General features: G+C 73.4%; 19 protein-coding genes. 14 read left to right on the plus strand and 5 right to left on the minus strand.

Annotated features, from left to right (window positions below):
• Position 1: 1 nt before the first annotated feature.
• Positions 2-1,438, minus strand: coding sequence for a gamma-aminobutyraldehyde dehydrogenase (locus ACGFZ2_RS20315; protein WP_393455700.1), 1,437 nt, complete (start codon positions 1,436-1,438; stop codon positions 2-4).
• Between the two features lie 135 nt (positions 1,439-1,573).
• Between ACGFZ2_RS20315 and ACGFZ2_RS20320 the strand changes: the two genes are divergently transcribed.
• The gene (locus tag ACGFZ2_RS20320) at positions 1,574-3,013 is read left to right on the plus strand and encodes an aldehyde dehydrogenase family protein (RefSeq protein WP_393455703.1); all 1,440 of its coding nucleotides are present in this window, start codon (positions 1,574-1,576) and stop codon (positions 3,011-3,013) included.
• Between the two features lies 1 nt (position 3,014).
• Here the strand turns inward: ACGFZ2_RS20320 and ACGFZ2_RS20325 are convergent, their stop codons facing one another.
• Positions 3,015-4,262 carry an SUKH-3 domain-containing protein gene (locus ACGFZ2_RS20325; RefSeq protein ID WP_393455706.1) on the minus strand — a complete coding sequence of 416 codons (1,248 nt, stop codon included), beginning with the start codon at positions 4,260-4,262 and terminating at the stop codon, positions 3,015-3,017.
• A gap of 74 nt (positions 4,263-4,336) precedes the next feature.
• On the opposite strand from ACGFZ2_RS20325, the gene ACGFZ2_RS20330 reads away from it, so the two are divergent.
• The 13 genes from ACGFZ2_RS20330 (at position 4,337) to ahcY (ending at position 19,869) form a co-directional block, all read left to right on the plus strand.
• Positions 4,337-4,756: a YbaB/EbfC family nucleoid-associated protein gene (locus tag ACGFZ2_RS20330; protein ID WP_393258756.1), complete on the plus strand. Its 420-nt coding sequence runs from the start codon at positions 4,337-4,339 to the stop codon at positions 4,754-4,756.
• Complete coding sequence (locus ACGFZ2_RS20335; RefSeq protein ID WP_393258758.1) at positions 4,756-5,094, plus strand: hypothetical protein; 339 nt, start codon at positions 4,756-4,758, stop codon at positions 5,092-5,094. The genes ACGFZ2_RS20330 and ACGFZ2_RS20335 overlap by 1 nt, the downstream gene beginning before the upstream one ends.
• 174 nt (positions 5,095-5,268) lie before the next feature.
• On the plus strand, positions 5,269-9,465 hold the full coding sequence (locus ACGFZ2_RS20340; RefSeq protein WP_393455709.1) for a toxin glutamine deamidase domain-containing protein: 4,197 nt from the start codon (positions 5,269-5,271) through the stop codon (positions 9,463-9,465).
• The gene (locus ACGFZ2_RS20345) at positions 9,462-9,911 is read left to right on the plus strand and encodes a hypothetical protein (protein WP_393455712.1); all 450 of its coding nucleotides are present in this window, start codon (positions 9,462-9,464) and stop codon (positions 9,909-9,911) included. Before ACGFZ2_RS20340 ends, ACGFZ2_RS20345 begins: the two co-directional genes overlap by 4 nt.
• Before the next feature lie 60 nt (positions 9,912-9,971).
• Positions 9,972-10,565, plus strand: a complete 594-nt coding sequence (locus ACGFZ2_RS20350) for a DinB family protein (RefSeq protein WP_393455715.1) — start codon at positions 9,972-9,974, stop codon at positions 10,563-10,565.
• 169 nt (positions 10,566-10,734) lie between these two features.
• Positions 10,735-11,427 (plus strand): endonuclease V, encoded by a 693-nt coding sequence (locus tag ACGFZ2_RS20355; protein ID WP_393455718.1) that lies wholly within the window; start codon positions 10,735-10,737, stop codon positions 11,425-11,427.
• A gap of 340 nt (positions 11,428-11,767) precedes the next feature.
• On the plus strand, positions 11,768-12,913 hold the full coding sequence (locus tag ACGFZ2_RS20360) for a hypothetical protein (protein ID WP_393455721.1): 1,146 nt from the start codon (positions 11,768-11,770) through the stop codon (positions 12,911-12,913).
• A gap of 69 nt (positions 12,914-12,982) precedes the next feature.
• The gene (locus ACGFZ2_RS20365; protein WP_393455724.1) at positions 12,983-14,368 is read left to right on the plus strand and encodes a phosphomannomutase/phosphoglucomutase; all 1,386 of its coding nucleotides are present in this window, start codon (positions 12,983-12,985) and stop codon (positions 14,366-14,368) included.
• A gap of 62 nt (positions 14,369-14,430) precedes the next feature.
• Positions 14,431-14,616 carry a Trm112 family protein gene (locus ACGFZ2_RS20370; RefSeq protein WP_350682673.1) on the plus strand — a complete coding sequence of 62 codons (186 nt, stop codon included), beginning with the start codon at positions 14,431-14,433 and terminating at the stop codon, positions 14,614-14,616.
• A complete protein-coding gene (locus tag ACGFZ2_RS20375) occupies positions 14,613-15,809 on the plus strand; it encodes an SIS domain-containing protein (RefSeq protein ID WP_350703202.1) in 1,197 nt (398 codons plus the stop codon). The genes ACGFZ2_RS20370 and ACGFZ2_RS20375 overlap by 4 nt, the downstream gene beginning before the upstream one ends.
• 76 nt (positions 15,810-15,885) lie before the next feature.
• Complete coding sequence (locus ACGFZ2_RS20380) at positions 15,886-16,887, plus strand: cation diffusion facilitator family transporter (RefSeq protein WP_393258770.1); 1,002 nt, start codon at positions 15,886-15,888, stop codon at positions 16,885-16,887.
• Positions 16,888-16,890: 3 nt separating this feature from the next.
• Positions 16,891-18,054: a mannose-6-phosphate isomerase, class I gene (manA, locus tag ACGFZ2_RS20385; protein WP_393258772.1), complete on the plus strand. Its 1,164-nt coding sequence runs from the start codon at positions 16,891-16,893 to the stop codon at positions 18,052-18,054.
• A gap of 315 nt (positions 18,055-18,369) precedes the next feature.
• Positions 18,370-19,869, plus strand: a complete 1,500-nt coding sequence (gene ahcY, locus ACGFZ2_RS20390; RefSeq protein WP_393455727.1) for an adenosylhomocysteinase — start codon at positions 18,370-18,372, stop codon at positions 19,867-19,869.
• Positions 19,870-20,057: 188 nt separating this feature from the next.
• On the opposite strand, the gene ACGFZ2_RS20395 is transcribed toward ahcY, so the two are convergent.
• The 3 genes from ACGFZ2_RS20395 to ACGFZ2_RS20405 are packed head-to-tail and all read right to left on the minus strand — an operon-like array spanning position 20,058 to position 21,528.
• A complete protein-coding gene (locus ACGFZ2_RS20395) occupies positions 20,058-20,225 on the minus strand; it encodes a hypothetical protein (RefSeq protein ID WP_393258774.1) in 168 nt (55 codons plus the stop codon).
• On the minus strand, positions 20,213-21,085 hold the full coding sequence (locus ACGFZ2_RS20400) for a tetratricopeptide repeat protein (protein ID WP_393455730.1): 873 nt from the start codon (positions 21,083-21,085) through the stop codon (positions 20,213-20,215). The genes ACGFZ2_RS20395 and ACGFZ2_RS20400 overlap by 13 nt, the downstream gene beginning before the upstream one ends.
• Entirely contained in the window at positions 21,082-21,528 is a 447-nt protein-coding gene (locus ACGFZ2_RS20405) for a hypothetical protein (RefSeq protein WP_393258778.1), read from the minus strand. The genes ACGFZ2_RS20400 and ACGFZ2_RS20405 overlap by 4 nt, the downstream gene beginning before the upstream one ends.
• Positions 21,529-21,608 lie beyond the last annotated feature (80 nt).

Consider the following 21,608-nt stretch of genomic DNA (forward strand, 5'->3'; position numbering starts at 1 on the left):
CTCAGCCCTCGATGTTGTGCATGACGTGCTTGATCCGGGTGTAGTCCTCCAGGCTGTAGACCGAGAGGTCCTTGCCGTGGCCGGAGTGCTTGAAGCCGCCGTGCGGCATCTCCGAGACGAACGGGATGTGCGTGTTCACCCAGACGCAGCCGAAGTCGAGCCGGCGGGTCATCCGCATCGCCCGGCCGTGGTCCTTCGTCCAGACCGAGGCCGACAGGCCGTAGTCGACGCCGTTGGCCCAGCGCACCGCCTCGTCCTCGTCGGAGAACCGCTGCACCGTGATGACCGGCCCGAACACCTCGTCCTGGATGATCTCGTCGGACTGGCGCAGCCCGCTGACGACGGTCGGCGCGTAGAAGTAGCCGCGCTCGCCGAGGCGCGAGCCGCCGGTCCGGAGGTCGGCGTGGTCGGGGAGCCGGTCGACGAAGCCGCTGACCCGGGAGAGCTGGTTGGCGTTGTTGAGCGGGCCGTAGAGCACGTCCGCGTCGTCCGGCGCGCCGGTCTTCGTGTTGCGGGCCTGCTCGGCCAGCGCCGCCACGAAGTCGTCGTGGACGCCGGGGCCGGCGAGCACCCGCGTCGCCGCCGTGCAGTCCTGCCCGGCGTTGAAGTAGCCGCCGACCGCGATCGCCTCGGCCGCCGCCGCCACGTCCGCGTCGTCGAAGACCACCACCGGGGCCTTGCCGCCCAGCTCCAGGTGGGTCCGCTTGAGGTCGGGGGCCGCGGCGGAGGCGACCTCCATGCCCGCGCGGGTCGAGCCGGTGATCGACACGAGCTGCGGGGTCGGGTGCGACACGAGCGTACGACCGGTGTCCCGGTCGCCGCAGACCACGTTGAACACCCCCGGCGGGAAGAACTCCGACGCGATCTCGGCCAGCAGCAGCGTCGACACCGGCGTGGTGTCCGACGGCTTGAGCACCACCGTGTTGCCGGCGGCCAGGGCCGGGGCGATCTTCCAGACCGCCATCATCAGCGGGTAGTTCCACGGGGTGACCTGCGCGCAGACGCCGATCGGCTCGCGCCGCACGTACGACGTGTGCCCCGCCATGTACTCGCCGGCCGAGCGCCCCTCCAGCATCCGGGCCGCCCCGGCGAAGAAGCGGAACTGGTCGACCGCCGGCGGCAGCTCCTCCTCGGCGGTGAGCTGACGCGGCTTGCCGGTGTTGCGTACCTCGGCGTCGACCAGCTCGGCGGCGCGGGCCTCGACCGCGTCGGCGAGCCGGAGCAGCGCCCTCTGCCGCTCGGCCGGGGTCGTGTCCCGCCAGGTCTCGAAGGCGTCGGAGGCGGCCCGCATCGCCCTGTTCACGTCCCCGGGCCCGGACACCGGGGCCTGTGCGAAGACCTCTCCGGTGCACGGGTCGACCAGGTCGGCGTAGCCGCCGTCGGTCGGCTCGACGTAGTCGCCGTTGACGAAGTTGCGCAGCTGCTGCTGGTCACTCATGACGGGCTCACTCCCAGAGGGGGCGGTCTGCGGCGGTTATCGCAATCTGACTGCCATCTTGGCCACTGAATTCGCGGCAGACAAGGGTTGACGCGACTGTTTCCGTGGAAGGGTTGGTCGTCTACGCTGCTCCACGTGGAGTCCGCAGCCTTCTATGTCGCCTCCCGCCCCGCCGACGGCGAGGGCGAGCTGACCGTCCACCACCCTTACGACGGGCGCGCCGTCGGTCGTACCACCCTCGCCACCGCCGCCCAGGTCGAAGCGGCCGTCGCGGCAGCCGCCGGGGTGGCCGCGACGGCCGCGGCCCTGCCCGCGCACGCCCGCGCGGCGGCCCTGGACCACGTGTCCCGGCGGCTCGCCGAGCGGGCCGACGAGATCGCGCGGCTCATCACCGCCGAGAACGGCAAGCCGCTCAAGTGGGCGCGGGCCGAGGTGGGCCGGGCCGTCTCCACCTTCCGCTGGGCGGCCGAAGAGGCCCGACGGTTCTCCGGCGAGCTGCAACGCCTCGACACCGACCCCGCCGCCACCGGGCGGATCGCCCTGGTCCGGCGGGTGCCGAAGGGGCCGGTGCTCGGCATCGCGCCGTTCAACTTTCCGCTCAACCTCGTCGCGCACAAGGTCGCCCCGGCCATCGCGGTCGGTGCCCCGATCGTCGTCAAGCCCGCCCCCGCCACCCCGCTGTCCGCGCTGCTGCTGGGCGAGCTGCTCGCCGAGACCGACCTGCCGGAGGGCATGTTCTCGGTGCTGCCGCTGCCCAACGAACGCGCCGCCGAGCTGGTCGCCGACCCCCGGCTGCCGGTGGTGTCGTTCACCGGCTCCGGGCCGGTCGGCGCGGCGATCCGCCGGTCCGTGCCCGACAAGCACGTCACCCTGGAGCTGGGCGGCAACGCCGCCGCCGTGATCTGCGAGGACTGGAACACCGACGAGGACCTGACCTTCGCCGCGCACCGCATAGCGACGTTCTCCAACTACCAGGCCGGGCAGTCGTGCATCGCCGTGCAGCGGGTCTACGTGCACGAATGGCTCTACGACGCGTTCCTGCCCCGGCTGGTCGCGGCCGTGCAGGAGCTGCGCACCGGCGACCCGTCCGACGAACTGACCGACGTGGGCCCGCTGGTGTCCGAGGAGGCCGCCCGCCGCGTCGAGGCGTGGGTGGACGAGGCGGCCACAGCCGGCGCCACCATCGAGGTGGGCGGCCGGCGCGAGGGCGCCACCTACCCGCCGACCGTGCTCACCGGGGTGCCGGCGGACGCCAAGGTCTGCGCCGAGGAGGTCTTCGGGCCGGTGCTGGTGGTCGCCCCCGTCGAGCACGACCAGGCCGCGTTCGCCGCCGTCAACGACTCGGCGTACGGGTTGCAGGCGGGCGTCTTCACCCATCGCCTGGATGTCGCCTTCGCCGCGCATCGCGCCCTGGAGGTCGGCGGGGTCATCGTCGGCGACGTGCCGTCGTACCGGGCCGACCAGATGCCGTACGGCGGGGTCAAGGGCAGCGGCGTCGGGCGCGAGGGACTGCGCAGCGCGATGGAGGACTACACCGACCCGCGCGTCATGGTGCTGACCGGAATGGCGTTGTAGCTCACCAGGTGCCGTCGTCCCAGGTGCCGTCGTCGCGGACGCGGGCCGGGGCGCGGCCGAGCAGCAGGGTGGTCAGCGCGGCGTCGACATCCGCGCCGAGGAACCACTCGCCGGCCTGGTCCAACGCGAACACCCGACCCCGCTCGTCGACAGCGAGGATGCTGTCACCGTGCTCGGACCCCATGGGGAAGAGTCGCACCCCGAGGACAGCGGCGAAATCGGCCAGCGTGTCGGCCGAGTGCGCGCTCCGGAGTGGATTGGTCGTGAACCGACTGATCCACACCGCCTCGCCGGGGCCCCGGCGACTGCTCACGACGGCGGGGAAGGAGGTCAGCGCCCGCTCCGCCGCCGGGAACGGCTCGTGGCGGTGTCGCTGGCCGGTGACCTCGCACGTCTCGCGGATAGCCCCGGCGGCCAGGGCCGGATTGAACTCGCTGTCCTCCCAGCCGGCCTCCATCAGCGCGTCCGCGACCGCGGATGGAAAGCGGTCCGGATGATGCGGGCGCTGTGGCTCCGGATGCCATTCGGCGGTGAAGGCCAGCTCGGACCAGGGCAACACGTTGAAGTGCACCAGGAAGTTGAGACACGAGTCGCAGGCGCGCTCGGCCCTGCCGCCGTACGGGTCGCCCGGCTCGCGCACCCGGAAGACCTCGAAGCGGGCGCCGCCCAGCAGCGTCTCCGCGTCGGCCATGCCCAGTGGGGCGATGCCCTCGGCGGCGCGGCGGTGGTCGTAGTCGTGCAGGGCGTCCGAGACGACGATCAGCTCGGCGTGCCGGTCGCCGCCGCGCGCCAGGTGGCCGGCGGGCAGCTCGTCCAGGTAGGCCCGGACCAGCGGGTGGTGGCGCAGCTCGACATCGCCCTTGGCCCCCTGCGCGCGGAACAGCCGGCCCTCCACGGTCAGGTGCGCCGCCGCGCCGGGGGTGGGTAGCCGGCGGATCTCGCGGAGCAGTTGGCTCGCCGGATCGACCGTGCGCGGCGCGCCCGGGCCCTCCGCCCGGCTGGTGCGGTACATCTGCTCGACGATCTCCACCGGCACGCGCGGCCAGGTGGTCACCTCGCCGGTCTGCTTGTCCACCACGGTGGTCGGCAGCTCGCCCGGCACCGTCCTCGCGTCGATGGACACAGTGGACGTGATCACGTAACCGAGGTCGAACTCGTCGACTGTCGGGCGGCACTCGTGTCCCAGGCGCTGCGACTCGCGGCGGGCCCACACGGCGGCGAGTTGCTCGGCCTGCTGGCGATCGATCACGGGCTCGAAACTACCGGACCCCACGGAATCGTGGCGGCCGGTATGGTTCGCCCTACCGACGGTGACCGGGGAGGGTGGCGTTGGGCGAGAGCGTGGACCGGGACGCCAATCGCGCGCTGCGGGCGCGGTTCGACGAGGTGTACGGGGACTACCGGCGACTTCGGTCCGGTTTGGACGAGCTGCAGGCCCGGCTCGCCGGGCTGCGGGTGACGGAGCGCTCCGACGACGGGCAGGTGACCGCCACCGTCGGGGCCCGGGGCGACCTGATCTCGGTGGAGCTGCACCCCTCCGTATACAACGACCGGGACGCGAAGGCGTTGAGCCGGAAGATCACCACCACGATCCACCGGGCCGGCACGACCGCCGCCTCCGCCACCCAGGAACTGGTGGCCGGCTACCTGCCCGCCAGCTCCGGAGCGGTCGACTTCCTGCGTACGGGTGACTTCGGGTCGTTGCTGGGCCGGGCGGACTCGGCCCTGCGCCGGGGCGAGTGATGGACGGGCAGCTCTGGCTCGACCCGCAGCGTGCCCGGCGCGGCGGCACGGACCTCTCGCTCGCCGGCGAGGCCGTCGGCGCACGGCGCCGCGAGGTCGGCGGGGCCGTCGCGGCGGCGAGCGCATCCCGGCCGTGGGGCAGGGACGACATCGGCGCGGCCTTCGAGCAGAAGTACCGGGGCTTCGAAGAGCTGGTGCTGCGCGTGTGGGAGGGCGTGGGGCGGCACCTGGAGGGCCTCGGCGCCGACGTGGTCCGGTCCGTCGACGCCAACCTCCGCACGGACGCGTCGAGCGCCGGCCGGCTCGACCGCGCCAGCGACCGGCACCAGCAGCGCTGATCCGCGGAGGAGACCCGGATGAGTCTGTTGCCGAGCCCCATCCCGCACCCGCTCGACTACTCGCCCTGGGACCTGCCGGGCTGGGTCTACGAGGCTCTCGACTGGGTGATCGGCGTCGAGTGGCCGGAGGGGAACGAGCGGGCGGTCTGGGAGCTGGCCGACCAGTGGTACGCGGTGGCCGCGGCGCTGGCCGGGCCGCACGCCGACGCCGTCGCGGCCGCCGCTGAGGTGCGCGGCGGGTACGGCGGCGTCGGGGCGGTCGCCGCCGCCTTCGACACCGCCTGGCGCCGGGTCGCCGAGGGCGACGAGGCACCGCTGCCCGTGCTGCTCGCCGTCAGCACCGAGCTGGGCCGGCTGGTGGAGGAGTGCGGCTGCGACATCGAGGGCGCCAAGCTCGAGGTCTGGATCGAGCTGGGCATCCTGGTGATCGAGCTGCTGTCGCTGGCGGTCGCCACCGTGCTCACCGCCGGCGCGGCCTCGCCCGCCGCCGGGGCGGCGATCACCGCCACCCGGCTGATCGTGCAGCAGATCTTCAAGCGGCTGATGGCGCAACTGGCCCGCAAGTCCCTCAAGCAGGGGCTCAAGGAAGCCGGCGAGCGGGCGGCGAAGGAGGTCACCAAGGGCGGCGTGCGGGGCCTCGCTCGGCGTGCGGCGCTGGGTGGGGTGTCCGAGGCGGCCGAGGAGAGCGGCATCAACCTCGCCACGCAGGCGTACCAGAACTCGACCGGCCGACGGCACGGGCTGGACATGACGGAGCTGGGCACGACGGCGGTCGGCGGCCTGGCCGGCGGAACGGTGGCGCCCCTGGCCGGCCTCGGCCGCCACGCCACCGGGCGGGGCGCCCGCATCGGGGAGCACCTGGGCCGCGAGATGACCGGCGAGGTGATGGCCGAGCAGGCCGCGAGCCTCGCCACCGGCCAGGGACTTACTTCCGTGGAGGATGCGGCCCGGGCGGCCGTGTCCGGTGCCCGTGGCTCCGCCACCGCCCAGGCCGACGCCGCGCTGCAGGCCCGGCTCGACGGCCAGATGAGCGCCCTGGCCGGCATGTCGCTGACCGCGATGGACAGCGGGACTGCGGCACAGACCTCAAGCGCCACGGCAGGCCCGGCGGCAAACCTGGATGTGCCCCGGCACCCGCTGGCGACGCCGGAGGCGGCGGCAACCCGACCCGGCCCACCCGTCGACGTCGCCCCGCCGGCCGCGGAACTCACGTCGGCACCCGAAACGCGCGCGACACCCGGGCCGGGTTCGTTCGAGCCCGGAGTGCGGCTTCCCGAGCAGGGCGCGGCTTCCTCCGGGCTGCCGGCTGCGCCTGCGGAGACCGTTTCCGCCACTCCCGTGGTCGCGCCGGCAGCCGAGGCGACGCTCGCGGAAGCGCGGAACGGTCCCCAGCTCACGCCGGGGACCGAGGCCACCGGGCCCGCGCTGTCCCCGACGTCACGTGTCGACGCGTCGGCTGCCCCACTCGATCTGACGCTCTCCTCGGTCATGCCCGAAGCACCGCCGGCGCCCGCGGTGCCGCTGTCGGCGGGACCCGGCAACGTCGCCGAACAGGCAGCGGGCGCCGGGGTGACCGCGCAGCATCCGAGTGCCACGACAACCGCTCCGTCGGTGGTCGGAGGGACCACGCCGAACAATCCCGGGGTCGCCTCCCCTCTTGGCGGCATCCCGGCGCAGAGCTACCCGGTCGCTGCCACCACGCAGACGGCGGTCGGTGAGGTCACGGCTAGGAGCGGTCAGGCAGCGCAGACCGCGCCCATCCTTGTCCCGCCGTCGCCGCCCCAGGCCCCAGAGGACGGACCTGCGACCCGGGCGCATGACGGGGTGGCGCATCCGCCAGGAGCCGCAGAACAAGCCCCGCGTCCACGTACCGCCGAGTGGTACGCCGCCAGGTGGGCCGCGGATCGGGATGCTTTCGAACGACGCCGCTACCGGGGGCACTTCCAGTTCCAGCGGACGAACCACGAGGAGAATCGCCGCCGGGACAGCGCGGCCCGGCTACGTCAGGCCGCGGACCGCAGCTATGACGAAGCCCGGTGGCTCGTCAGCGAGGGCCGTCGGCTGGCGCAGGCCGGGCACCGTGCCACCTCCGAGCGCTTTTTCCAGGAGAGCCGGGAACGGGAGCGCTGGTGTCACCAGCAGCGGGATCTGGCCGAAGCGGTCCTCGCCGGGACGGTCGCCCCGGTCGTCGTCGCCGTCACCGACACGGACTTCCGCGGGATCAACGACGATGTCGGCGACCTGGCACTCGGTGCCGTGGAGACCACGGACCGCTCGGCGCTGACGAGGGACGACCACCCGCCGCCGATCGACCGGTCGCGGAACTACGGCCAGCCCGGCGGTCTGCGTCCGCCGCTGGCGCTGCACCAGACCGACATCGAGCGGCAGGTCCCCCGCGAGCCCGACGGGAGCGTCAAGCGGACCGCCGATCCCCGACACGGCGGCTGGTTCGGCTTGGTGAACGACGGCGGGCCGCGAGCCGACCCGACCCGCGCCATCAACTGCATCGACTGCACACTCTCGCTGTTCGAAACCTGGATGCACGGCCGGCCCCGGGTGGCCGCGCCCCGCACCTTCGACGCCTACCTGGCCGGTGACGTCACGCGCCCCATCGACGGTGAATTGGGCGGCATGGGGCGGATCGAGGACGTGACCGGGGGGCGTTTCCAGCGCCTCTGCCAGCCGACGGAGGACGTTCAGGGTGCCGAGCGGCGGAGGGCCGTCGACACCGGCTACGACAACCTCCATTACCAGCTCCGCATCGGCGGCCACGGCAGCTTCGCCTTCGTCGTCAACAGCTGGGAGCAGGGCGGCTCCCACATCTGGGTCGCCCTCAACCAGCACGGCACGGTGCTCTACCTCGACCCGCAGACCGGAGCCGTGTCGGACGCGCCGCTGTACCGGCACCAGGGCACCCCGCACCCGTACAACGCTGTCGACACCGAGGTGCTGGTGCTGGGCCCGGACGCCCGACCGATGCCGCTCGGCGGGCTGCGGCGCGGCCGGTTCAGCGAGCGTCCGGACCTGCCGGACCACCCGCCCGCCGAGACCGACCAGGGGTACGGCGAGCCGTACCTCAACCGCATGCACCTGCTCGACGACCCCGGGTCGGCCGCCCCGTCTGATGGGCTGCCATCAGCCCGGCCCGAACAGCCGGGACCGGCACTCGATCGAGGCGACGCCCCGCCGGAAGAGCTGCGGGCCGGACGGGAACGCGCACAGGCGGAACGGGTGGTGAACGGCAAACCCGTGAGCGCCGTCCTGGCCGACGAGCCGGACCTGGAGCGGGTGTTCGCCGCCGGTGTGACCCCGGTCGAGGTGGCCGCCGGGCTCGATGCGCCGAACCTCCGGCGACTCGTACCGAACCTCGACGAGCCGGCGGCGCGGGACGTGGCGCGGCTGTTCGCGGAGCCACGCGTGCAGCGAATGCTGGACGACACGTGGCGGACGCCACCGAAGGACGAGCCGATGCTCGCCGAGACCCTCGTCCGGCAGTTGGCGGAACGGCCTGACCTGGCACGGATGATCCTCGCTACGCCGGAACTGGCGAACTCGCTGACGGCGCGTCCGGTGACACTGCATCACCTGGCCGTTCACCAACAGGCGATCGTCGTCCTCGGCTCCGTCCTTGATGACCTCGTGGACTCCGGTGCCGAGGCGGTCGCGCCCGGTGAGGTGAAGCCCCCCCAAGGGGGAATCAGCGCTGCGCAGAGGGCGCTCGGTGATTCGGTCAACCCGAGGAAGCGTCAGATTTACCAACCCGGATTCGATCCCTCTCAGCAGGACGACGAGACCTATCGTCTGAACTACCTGAACAGCCTGTACATGGAAGCGTCAGTGGCTCAGCCGGAACTGAACGAACTGGCGCTGCGAATGGCTGGAGAGGGCGGGGTGGCGAGCTGGCGGGATAAGCCCAAAGATCGTCGGCGCGTCCTTGACAAGGTGGTGGAATACCAGAACGATGTGTCGTCACTGAAAGACCTTGCTGCGGCCAGGATCCAGTTCAGAAGTCTTGACGACCTGTATCGGGGACTGCAGCGGATCGGTCAGGAACCCGGCATCGAGGTTCTTGCCAAGAAGGATCGCTTCCTTGAGCCTCAGCTGAGCGGGTACCGGGACGTGCTGCTAAGTTTGCGGATGTCGAATGGGCATGTGGCGGAACTCCGTCTTCAGCTTCTAGCCTTGGACGAGGTTGCGGAGTGGGAACACGCGCTTTATGAGGTACGCCGAGACCTCGACGCGATGGCGGAGTTGCAGGACCGTCCTTTGACGACTGTGGAGTTGGCGATACGGGACGGGCTTGTCGTCCGGGAGCAGGAAGCGTTCCGAACTGCTCTGGAACGCCATGAGCGAGAGGCGATGGAGCGGTGAATACCCGGCCGCCGGGGGGACTTCCGGCCTTTTTCAGTTACTACGAGACCCCCCTCAAGCTCATATCGGATGAGGCGGGCCAGATCCAGGGTTGGCGACTATCAAGGAAGACCGGAGGTTGGGAACGGGCGGACGATTTGGTCCGCAAAGTTCTCTTTGTCGGCGGTGATGAGATTGAGGAGTTGTCGCGCGACGAGTTCATCGGATTCACCGAGCATGACCGAGGACGGTATCTACGCGGCAGCGGCCCGATCTTCGCCCTGTACGAGACGGTGAGTGCGATTGAGGAGCAGGCGGACGCGGAGCGTCGGCCGCTCACGCCTCACGAGGCGGCGTTGGTCACGGGAATCCGCAGGAAGACCTTCGTCATGTTCGAAGAGGAACTCCGGCGAGCGGGAGACCCCGCAGCTGATCCTTCGCTAGGTGCAGAAGGCGGCGAAGGGTGAGTTCCGTCGCCGGCGGAAACCTGTTGCGACTCCGGTTCGGTGTCGGTCAGTTTCACTCGTATGGCTGAATCCCCTGCTGACCTCGCTGCCCCCGCCGCCGACCGCCCCACGCAGAACTTCGCCTGGTCGAACATGTTCGTCCACCCGGACGACGACCCCCGCTCCGACGGCAACCACTACGACGAGCGGACGATCCTCGTCGAGTACCTGCGCGACCAGCGGCTCACCCTGGAACTCAAGTGCGCCGACCTGGACGCCGAGGCGCTGGCCCGGCGGGCCATACCGCCATCGAAGTTGTCGCTGCTCGGCCTGGTCCGCCACCTGGCCGAGGTGGAGCGGGGCTGGTTCCGGCGGACGATGGCCGGTCAGGACGCGCCGAAGCTCTACTGCTCGGAGGCCGACCCGGACGGCGACTTCGACGGCGCGGTCGGCGACCCGGAGGTGGTGGCCGAGGCGTGGCGCACCTGGCGGGCGGAGGTGGAGTTCGCCGAGCGCTTCGTCGCCGAGTCCGACGACCTGGGGGTCACGGGCCGGCACGGCGGCGGGGAGGTCTCGCTGCGGGAGCTGCTGGTGCACATGATCGAGGAGTACGCCCGGCACAACGGCCACGCCGACCTGCTCCGCGAGCTGATCGACGGCCGCGTCGGCCAGTAGGAGCGTCCGCCGTTCACCGTGGACGGGGTGGCTTGTGACGGCCGGAATAGCATGGCGAAATGGCTGAATCAGACACCGACCAGCGGTCCGCTGGCCAGCAGAGTGCCGGCAGGCAGGCCACTGGCCGGTCGTCGTGACGACGGGCGGATCGGGGATCGCGCAGGTCGGCATGTCTGAGGTGTCCGGTGCGCCCATTGTGGTGCCGGGCAGCGTGGCGGAGGCGCTGGCCGTGCAGGAGCGGTTGCGGCCGCTGGTGGACCTGGTGGGGCCGGGGCCGGTCGAGCCGGCGACGGTTGCCGGCCTGGACGTCGCGTACGCGGAGAGCGGCGACCGTCTCGCGGCGGCCGTGACGGTGCTGGACGCCCGGACGCTCGCGGTGGTCGACTCGGCGGTCAGCGTGGGCCGGCCCGCCTTCGACTACGTCCCGGGGCTGTTCGCGTTCCGCGAGCTGCCCGCGTTGCTCGACGCGCTCGACCGGCTGACCGTGCGGCCGGAGGTGCTGGTCTGCGACGGGCACGGGCTGGCCCACCCGCGCCGGTTCGGGCTGGCCTGCCACCTGGGCGTGGTAACCGGACTGCCGGCGATCGGGGTGGGAAAGACGCCGCTGCTCGGCGAGTGGGCCCCGCCGGCCGGCGAGCGCGGCGCGTGGGCGCCGCTGCGCGACGGGGACGAGATCGTGGGCCGGGTGCTGCGTACCCGGGACGGCGTGAAGCCGGTCTTCGTCAGCGTCGGCCACCGGATGAGCCTCGACAACGCGACGGCCCGGGTGCTCGCGTTGACGCCGCGCTACCGGCTGCCCGAAACCACCCGCACCGCCGACCGGCTCTGTCGCGACGCGCTGGCGGCGGCCGAAGCGGGCTGACGCCCGCACCCGCCCGCCCGAGACGCCCGCAAGCACCCGCCCGCCCGAGACGTCCACAGGCACCCGCCGGCCCGGGGACGTCCGCAGGCACCCCGCCCGAGACCCCCAGTCGCCCGGCCCGCCAGGAAAACGCGCGGAGGGCGCCACCGGGAGTGTCGACGCCGAGAGGCCGGCCCGCCCCGCTGATGGAGGTCAGGTGCAGGGACCGGATGGCAGGTGCAGCGACGCGACCACCGGGGTAATACGGCGCACATCCGGCGCGCTCTATGACCCGGCCCCACCCGGCGGCGGTAGTAGCCTACCGGCGGACCCCCGTCGGGGGAGGAACGGCGAGGTGATCATGGCGGTACGTCGGCACGCGGCGCGGCTTGCGACGGTCTGTGCGTTGCTGGGTGGCCTGGTGGCGCTCGGCGCGACGCCGGCGCTCGCCGACGGCGACTCGGTCCGGGTGCGGTCGGCCGGCAGCTTCACGGCCGGCGGTTCCGCCGAGGGCGTCTCGATCGAGGTGCGCAAGCGCAGCGACGGCTGCGTGCTGCTGCGTACCACTTTGGGGCTGCGCCTGGGCGGCCTGCGCGCCGACCAGGTCAGGGCGCAGGTCAACGTGGGCGGCCACTGGTTCCCGGTGTCGCTCTCCGGGGGCGGGGGCAGCGTGGCCACGCCGGCCACCTCGCCGGCGAACCCGCGGCTGTGCAAGGGCAAGAGCATCACGGTGCGCTACCGGGTGGCGTTCGTCCAGGGTGCGCCGGGCGGCCGGCTGACGGTCACCGGCGCGGCCAGCAACGCGCTCGGGCAGCTGCTGGGCCGGGGCGCCGAGGCGTCCCGGGTGGTCGGTGGCCGGGCCTCCGCGTCGCCGACGCCCTCGAAGAAGCCGTCGCCCACCCCGAGCGCGGTCGCCTCGCAGGCGGCTACCGCCGAGGAGTCGCCGGCCCTGGCGGCCGTCGCCGGGCAGGGCGCCGGCGCCACCGTCAACGCCGCCGAGGAGGAGTCCGGCGGCGGCTCGGTGGTCATGTTCTTCGGCATCGCCATGGTGGCCGTCGGGGTCCTGCTCATTCTCCTGATCTTCCGCCGCTCCCGGGCGGACAAGGAGCCCGCCGACGACCTGCCGCCCGTCCCGCTGCCCCGCGGCAACCCCGGCGGCACCACCTACCGCTCCGCGCAGGGCCCGGCCGCCGCCCCCGTGCCGCCCGGCCAGGTGTACGGCCAGCAGCCGCCCGTCCCCGGCGTGTACGGGAGCACCCCCGCCCCGCGTCCGGCCGGCGGCGTGTACGGCAGCCGCCCGGCCCCGGAGGCCACCCAGGTGGTGCCCGGCGGGTCCACCCCGCCGCCGGTGTCCGCCCCACCCGGGAACCCGCCGTCGACGCCGCCCGCCCCGGGGCAGTACGGCCGGCCGACGTCGGCTCCGCCCGTCACCGGGCGACCCGGTGACCCGCCCCCGGAGGCCGACGGTGGCGACCACACCAGGTTCATGCCCCGGCTCCCTGGCTGAGCCGGGGCGCCCCGCGCCCCTCCGATACGCTCAGGCCGTTGACGACCTGCGGCGCGAGGAGCGATACCGGTGTCTGATCTGTCCCAGATCGTGAAGGCCTACGACGTCCGTGGGACGGTGCCGGACCAGTGGGACGAGCGGGCCGCCGAGGCCCTCGGCGCGGCCTTCGCGCAGGTGCTGGACGCCTACGGCGAGGGCGGCGAGGCGGTGCTCATCGCGCACGACATGCGTGCCACCGGCCCCGGTCTGGCCGCCGCCTTCGCCGCCGGGGTGCGTGCCGAGGGGCGCTCGGTGATCGAGCTGGGGCTCGGCTCGACGGACATGCTCTACTACGCCTCCGGCGCGTTGGGGCTGCCCGGCGCGATGTTCACCGCCAGCCACAACCCGGCGCAGTACAACGGCATCAAGATGTGCCGCTCCGGCGCCCGGCCGATCGGGCAGGACAGCGGGCTGGCCGAGATCCGCCAGCGGGCGCAGGCCCTGCTGGACAAGGACGAGCCCCGCCCGGCCGGCGAGCCGACCGCGCCGGCCGAGCGCCGCGACCTGCTGGCCGGCTACGCGGCGTACCTGCGCGAGCTGGTGGACCTCTCCACCATCCGCCCGCTGAAGGTCGTCGTCGACGCCGGCAACGGCATGGGCGGCTACACCGTCCCGGCCGTGCTCGGCGACGCCGTCCTGCCGGCGCTGCCGCTGGAGATCGTGCCGCTCTACTTCGAGCTGGACGGCACGTTCCCCAACCACGAGGCCAATCCGCTGGACCCGGCCAACCTGGTCGACCTCCAGCGCGCGGTGCTCGAGCACGGCGCCGAGATCGGCCTGGCGTTCGACGGCGACGCCGACCGCTGCTTCGTGGTCGACGAGCGCGGCGAGCCGGTCTCCCCGTCGGCGATCACCGCCCTGGTGGCGGCCCGGGAGCTGGCCAAGCACCCCGGCTCGACGGTGATCCACAACCTGATCACCTCCAGCGCCGTGCCGGAGATCATCCGCGAGCACGGCGGCGAGCCGGTCGTCGCCCGGGTCGGGCACTCCTTCATCAAGGCGGAGATGGCCCGCACCAACGCGATCTTCGGCGGCGAGCACTCCGCCCACTACTACTTCCGGGACTTCTGGTTCGCCGACACCGGCATGCTCGCCGCGTTGCACACCCTGGCCGCCCTGGGCGAGCAGTCGCTGCCGATGTCCGTGCTGGCCGGCGAGTACGAGCGGTACGTCGCCTCCGGCGAGATCAACTCGACCGTGGCCGACCAGGCCGCCAAGGTGGCCGAGGTGCGGGCCGCGTACCCGCAGGCCGAGGCCGACGAGCTGGACGGGCTCACGCTGCGCTTCCCGGACGGCGCGTGGTTCAACCTCCGCGCCTCCAACACCGAGCCGTTGCTGCGGCTCAACGTCGAGGCCCCGAGCCGGGAGCGGATGACCTCGCTCCGCGACGAGGTGCTCGACCGGGTTCGCCGATAAGATCGCCTGCGCCGGTCGGCACCGCCGATCGGTGAAACCGCATACGTGGAAGGAGCCGCGCCGTGGCCCTGGACCCGCAGTTGCTGGAAATCCTCGCCTGTCCGGACACGCATCACGCCCCGCTCGACTACGACGCGGAGGCGCAGACGCTGACCTGCACCGAGTGCGGTCGGATCTTCGAGGTCCGCGACGACGTGCCCGTGCTGCTGCTGGACGAGGCGCGCGGCGGCCCCGCGGAGCGGTCGTGATCGAGGGTACGGCCGGGGTCAGCGGCCGCCGCGATCCCGACGAGGCCCTGCTCGACGACCAGGACGCGCTCGCCGAGCACGACCCGGGCGGCATGCTGCGGCACACCGCCTCCGCCGGGGCGCAGGTCCGCGAGTCGGCTGCCCTGGCCGCCGAGGCGAACCTCCAGGTGCTCGCCGACGAGGGTCGGCCCCGCGCGGTCGTCATCGCCGGCATCGGCACCGCCGGCCGTACGGGTGACGTGCTGGCCACCGTCGCCGGGCCGCGCTGCCCGGTGCCGGTCATCCCGCACCGCAGCGCCGGCGTGCCCGGCTGGGTGGGGGCCGCCGACGTGGTCATCGCCGTGAGCGCCTCCGGCCGCAGCCCCGAGGCGCTGGGCGCCGCCGAGGCCGCGCACCGGCGGGGCGCCCGGCTGGTCGCCGTCGGCGCGCCCGACTCGCAGTTGCAGTCGGTGGCCGAGCGGGCCCGGGCGCCGTTCATCCCGGTGCCCCGGCGCGCCCCGGCCCGGGCCAGCCTCTGGGCGCTCACCGTGCCGGTCCTGCTCGCCGCCCGTACGCTCGGCCTGGTGAAGGTCAACGAGGCGGACCTGGCGGAGACCGCGGCCCGGCTCGACGCGGACGCCGACCGGTGCCGCCCGACGGCCGAGTCCTTCGTCAACCCGGCGAAGTCGCTCGCCCTGGGCCTGGCCGGCTCGGTGCCGATCGTCTGGGGCTCGTCGCCGCTCGCCACCGTGGCGGCCCGCCGGTTCGGCGACACCCTGTCCGCCAACGCCCGCTACCCGGTGGTCAGCGGGGCGCTCGGCGAGGCCGGGCGGGGGCGGGTCGGCCTGCTCGACGGCGTCTTCGGCGGCCTGGCGGAGGGGGAGCGGGACATCTTCGCCGACCCCGACGACGAGGCGCCGGCCGGCACCCGGCTGCGGCTGGTGCTGCTGCGCGACGGCGGGCTGAACCCCGAGGACGACGCCGACGAGCCGCTCGACGTCGAGGAGCGCCGCGCGGACGCGGTGCAGACCCTCGCCGAGCGGCGCGGGGTGCGCTGTGACGTGGTGACCGCCGAGGGCGGCTCCGCGCTGGAGCGGCTCGCCTCGCTGGTCGCCGTGCCGGACTTCGCCTCGGTCTACCTCGCCCTGGCACACGGACTGGATCCGATGGCCGTTCCGGCCATCACCGAGATGAAGGAGCTGGCGAACCAGTGAGCGATAGCAGGGTGCGGGTCGAGCGGCGCGGCGCGCCGGTGCCCGGCGGCGCCGCGCGACGGAACGGGGCGGCGGCGTGAGCGCCAACGGCGGGACGAAGGCGATCGTCGCCGCGCTGCTGGCCAACGTCGGCATCGCCGTCACCAAGTTCGTCGCGTTCGTGCTGACCGGGTCGTCGTCGATGCTGGCCGAGTCGATCCACTCGGTCGCCGACTCCGGCAACCAGGGGCTGCTGCTGCTCGGTGGCCGGCGGGCCAAGCGGGCGGCCACCCCGCAGCACCCCTTCGGCTACGGCCGCGAGCGCTACATCTACGCGTTCATCGTGTCCATCGTGCTGTTCAGCGTCGGTGGTCTGTTCGCCCTGTACGAGGCGTACCACAAGTGGTCCGACCCGCACCCGATCGACAAGTGGCAGTGGGTGCCGGTCACCGTGCTGGTTGTCGCGATCGTCATGGAGTCATTCTCCTTCCGCACCGCCATCAAGGAGTCCAACCTCGTCCGGGGCAACCAGTCCTGGGTGAAGTTCGTCCGCCGGGCCAAGGCCCCGGAGCTGCCGGTGGTGCTGCTGGAGGACCTGGGCGCCCTGGTCGGTCTGGTCCTCGCGCTCCTTGGCGTCGGCATGACTCTGGCCACCGGCAACGGCGAGTGGGACGCCGCAGGTACGGCGGCGATCGGCGTGCTGCTGGTGGCCATCGCCATCATCCTGGCCGTCGAGACCAAGAGCCTGCTGCTCGGTGAGGGCGCCGAGGCGCACGACGTCGCCGCCATCGAGAAGGCGGTCACGGACGGCCCGGAGGTGGAGCGGATCATCCACATGAAGACGCTCTACCTGGGCCCCGAGGAGCTGCTGGTCGCCGCGAAGATCGGCGTGCCGGCCTGTGACAACGCCGAGGAACTGGCCCGCGGCATCAACGTCGTCGAGGCCCGGATCCGCGCCGCCGTGCCGGCCGCCCGGGTGATCTACCTGGAGCCGGACATCTACAGCGCCGCCGCCGAGCGGGCGGGCAGCGGAAGCGCGGCGCACACCGCCGTGCCGGGATCCGAGCCGGGTGAGGCCACCGGGCGGCCCGGGAGCTGACCGGTGGAACTGCTGTACGGACCGATCAGGGACTACGCGTGGGGGTCCCGCTCGGCGATCGCCCAGTTGCAGGGCAGGCCGGTGCCGAGCGACGGCCCGGAGGCCGAGCTGTGGCTGGGCGCCCACCCGGGCGGCCCGGCCACGGTCGACCGCGACGGCGGCCGGGTCGACCTGACCGACCTGCTGCTCGCCGAGCCGGACCACTGGCTCGGCGAGCGGGTCGTCGGCCGGTTCGGCACCCGGCTGCCGTTCCTGCTCAAGGTGCTCGCCGCGGACGCCCCGCTGAGTCTGCAGGCGCACCCGGACGCGGAGCAGGCCCGTGCCGGGCACGCCGCCGACGCCGGCCGCCCCGACGGGCAGCGCAACTACGTCGACCCGTACCACAAGCCGGAGTTGCTGGTCGCGCTCTCGCCGATGGAGGCGCTCTGCGGGTTCCGTGACCCGGTCGCCTCGGCGGAGGCGCTCGCCGGGTTCGGCGTACCCGCGCTGGAGCCCGTGCTGGCGGCGCTGCGCACCGGCCCGTCGGGGCTGCGCGACGCCGTACGGCTGCTGCTGACCTGGCCCGCCGACGAGCGCGACGCGCTGGTGCGGGCCGCGTCGTCGGCGGCGGTCGCGGGGCCCGACGCGGAGCTGGCCCGGGAGCTGGCCGCCGCCTATCCAGGCGACCCGGGGGTGCTCGTGGCGATGCTGCTCAACCGGGTGCGGCTGGCGCCCGGGGAGGCGATCTGGATGCCGGCCGGCAACCTGCACGCCTACCTGCGGGGCACCGGCGTGGAGATCATGGCGGCCAGCGACAACGTGCTGCGCGGCGGTCTGACGCCGAAGCGGGTGGACGTCGACGAGCTGCTCCGGGTGCTGCGCTTCGAGGTGCTCCGGGACCCGGTGGTGCCGCCGCTGGAGGTCGACCCGGGGGTGGTCACCTGGCCGGTGCCGGTGGACGACTTCGCGCTGCACCGGGTGACGGTGGGCGCGGCGCTGCCGGCGGTGACGCTGTCGGTGCCCGGGCCGCGCGTGGTGCTCTGCGGCGCGGGGGAACTCTCGGTCGACGACGGGACGGGCGCGGTGACGCTCGGACGGGGACAGGCCGCGGTCGGTACGGCCGCCGCCGGGCCGCTGCGCGTGGCGGGCGCGGGCGAGGCGTACGTGGCTAGCTGCGGCCTGCGCTGAGCCGGTCGTCCGCCCAGCGATCGTCGAGCAGGGCAAGTCCGACTTTCCCGGAATGACTTGACGCTGCGGCTGCGCAGTGTGACTCTATGGGTACGCAGCGTTATCGCGACGACGGTCCGAGAACGCGCGCGAGGGATCCAAACCGGGGGGATGCACGGGGCGGGCGGCTGGTGGACGGAGAGTCCGTCCACGACCGACCGCCCCGTGCGCTGCCCGCTTCTGTCTTCCTGCTCTCTTCACCGGCCGGTCCCTTCCGCGGCGGCCCGCGCGCGTAAGGTGGAGGGTCGCGCAGCACATCGTCCGACAGGAGCTTCCATGACCAGCACCCTCCCGGCGTCCGCAAGTGGAACGCCGTCCGAGGCCCGGCCGAGCACCCTCGCCGAGGGCGACTACAAGGTGGCGGATCTGTCGCTCGCCGAGTTCGGGCGCAAGGAGATCCAGCTCGCCGAGCACGAGATGCCCGGCCTGATGGCGATCCGTCGTGAGTTCGCCGACGCCCAGCCGCTCGCTGGCGCCCGGATCACCGGGTCGCTGCACATGACCATCCAGACCGCCGTCCTGATCGAGACCCTGGTCGCGCTCGGCGCGCAGGTCCGCTGGGCGTCCTGCAACATCTTCTCCACCCAGGACCACGCCGCCGCCGCGATGGTGGTCGGTCCGGAGGGCACCCCGGAGGCCCCGGCCGGCGTCCCGGTCTACGCCTGGAAGGGCGAGAGCCTCGAGGAGTACTGGTGGTGCACCGAGCAGGTGCTCGCCTGGCCCGACGGGCAGGGCCCGAACATGATCCTCGACGACGGCGGCGACGCCACCCTGCTGGTGCACAAGGGCGTCGAGTTCGAGAAGGCCGGGGCCGTCCCGCCGGTCGAGTCCGCCGACTCCGAGGAGTACGCGGTCATCCTCGGCGTGCTGCACCGCTCGCTCGCCGAGGACGGCCAGCGGTGGACCCGGATCGCCGCCGGCATCAGGGGCGTGACCGAGGAGACCACCACCGGCGTGCACCGGCTCTACGAGATGCACCGCGCCGGCACCCTGCTCTTCCCCGCCATCAACGTCAACGACTCGGTGACGAAGAGCAAGTTCGACAACAAGTACGGCTGCCGCCACTCGCTCATCGACGGCATCAACCGCGCCACCGACGTGCTGATCGGCGGCAAGATGGCGGTCGTGCTCGGCTACGGCGACGTCGGCAAGGGCTGCGCCGAGTCGCTGCGCGGCCAGGGTGCCCGGGTCGTGGTCACCGAGGTCGACCCGATCTGCGCCCTCCAGGCGGCGATGGACGGCTACCAGGTCGCCACCCTGGACGACGTGGTCGAGCAGGCGGACATCTTCATCACCGCCACCGGCTGCTTCGACGTCATCACCAACGAGCACATGGCCCGGATGAAGCACCAGGCCATCGTCGGCAACATCGGCCACTTCGACAACGAGATCGACATGGCCGGTCTGGCGAAGCGGTCCGACGTGGAGCGGGTCAACATCAAGCCGCAGGTCGACCTCTGGAAGTTCGCCGACGGGCACGCGATCATCGTGCTGTCGGAGGGCCGCCTGCTGAACCTGGGCAACGCCACCGGCCACCCGAGCTTCGTGATGTCGAACTCGTTCGCCAACCAGACGATCGCCCAGATCGAGCTGTTCACGAAGACCGAGGAATACCCGGTCGGCGTCTACGTGCTGCCGAAGCACCTGGACGAGAAGGTCGCCCGGCTGCACCTGGAGGCGCTCGGCGCCAAGCTGAGCACCCTGACCAAGGAGCAGGCCGCCTACCTCGGCGTCTCCGTCGAGGGCCCGTTCAAGCCGGAGCACTACCGGTACTGAGCCGCCCCGCACCGACCGGGCCGGCCCGCGCCAGCGGGCCGGCCCGTCGGCGTCTCCGGCGACCGCGGGCCGCCGGCCCCCGTCGGCGTGCCGCGGCGGGCGCGGGCCAGTCGGGGCGGATCAGTCGGCGCGGGTCAGTCGGGGCCGGGGAGCCCTCGGGGCCGGGGCCAGCCGGGGCGGGAGCGGGGTCAGTCCGGGCGGGAGCGGCGGCGGGCGGGGCGGACCCACGTCCACACGCACCAGGCGAGCCAGGCCAGCGAGACCACCGCGGCCAGGGCGCGCAGGCGCAGCGCGCTGAGCAGCAGCACCACCGCCAGGACGGCCAGCCACGGCCCGAACGCCCTCACGACCGCCACCGGCCGAGGACCATGCGGCGGACCAGCGGCGGGGCGATCCACGACCAGACGCATAAGAGCGCCCACGCCAGGCCGAACAGGCCCGCGAGCAGGTCCAGCCCGGCGAGGTTGAGCAGCACCACCACGCCGATCGCGAGCAGCCAGGTGCGGAGGATCCCCAGCCGGTAGAGCGGCCGCAGCGGCAGCAGCAGCGGGTGGGTGTACACCCGGGTCTCCCAGGCGGCCTCGGCGTAGTCGGCGTCGGTCGGGTCGTGCGCCACCGCCTGACCGAAGGCGCGGTGCGCGGTGCCCACCCGGCCGCGCCGGGCCGCGGCGACGCCGTGCAGGGCGAGCGCCGCGGGGTTGGCCGGCCACGCCCCGAGGAACTCGCGGGAGATGCGCTCGGCGGCCCGGTCGTCGCCCCGGGCGTACGCGAGCTGGAAGCGGGAGGCGAAGACGGCCGGCGCGTCCGGGACGATCGCGGCGGCGCGGGCGACCAGGCGTTCCGCCTTGTCGGTCTGGCCCACGGACGAGCAGAGGTCGGCGTACTGGCAGAGCAGCCACGGGTTCTCGGGCTCGATGGCCAGCGCGTCGAGCAGCGCCCGCTCGGCGGGGGCGAACTCGTGGCGGTGGCGCAGCGCGAGACCCAGCCGGCCGAGCAGCTCCGCGTCCGGGCCGGTCTCGGCCAGGCCCTGACGGGCGACGGCGACCACCTCGTCCCAGCGGTCCAGCCCGGTCAGTGTCGCCGCCCGCAGCCGGAACGCGGCGGGGCTGGCGGCCAGCGCGGCGGGGAGCCGGTTCACCTCGTCCAGGGCCTGTTCCAGCCGGTTCAGCTCCAGGAGTTGGGCCACCCGGGCGAGCTGGGTCTCCGGGGCGGTCACGCGGCGGCCACCAGCATGATCAGCGCGGCCTCGGCGAAGCCGAACAGGAGCACCGCCCCGACGCCGGGCAGCCACAGCGACGCCGGCTCGCCGCCGCGCAGCTCGTACGCCCGGAACCGGCGCTTCTGCGTGGCGGAGGCAGCGAGCCAGACCAGCGCGCCGGCCAGCGCCCCGATCAGCCGGACGGGCCGGTCGGCCCCGTCGTCGAAGACCACGAGCGTGACCACCAGCCGGGCCACCAGCCCGGCCAGCCCGACGCCGAGCACCGCCAGGTGCGTCCGGCGGGGCAGGCCCAGCCGGTGCCCGTTGACCAGGGCCAGCACGGTGGCCGCCGTCGGGCCGCCGAACACGGCGGGGAAGAGCAGCGACTGCGGTCGCCACGGCGGGCGACGCGCCTCGTACGCCGCCGGCGCGATGGTGGGGGTGAACAGGTCGTCGGCCACGGTGTTCCCGTCTCGGTAGGGGCGAGCGAGCCGGATCCTGCCACAGCCGGGCGACGGCCGGCGCTCCCGCGCCCGCCGCT

The sequence above is a fragment of the Micromonospora sp. NPDC048063 genome (genome assembly GCF_043202855.1).
Lineage (GTDB): Bacteria > Actinomycetota > Actinomycetes > Mycobacteriales > Micromonosporaceae > Micromonospora.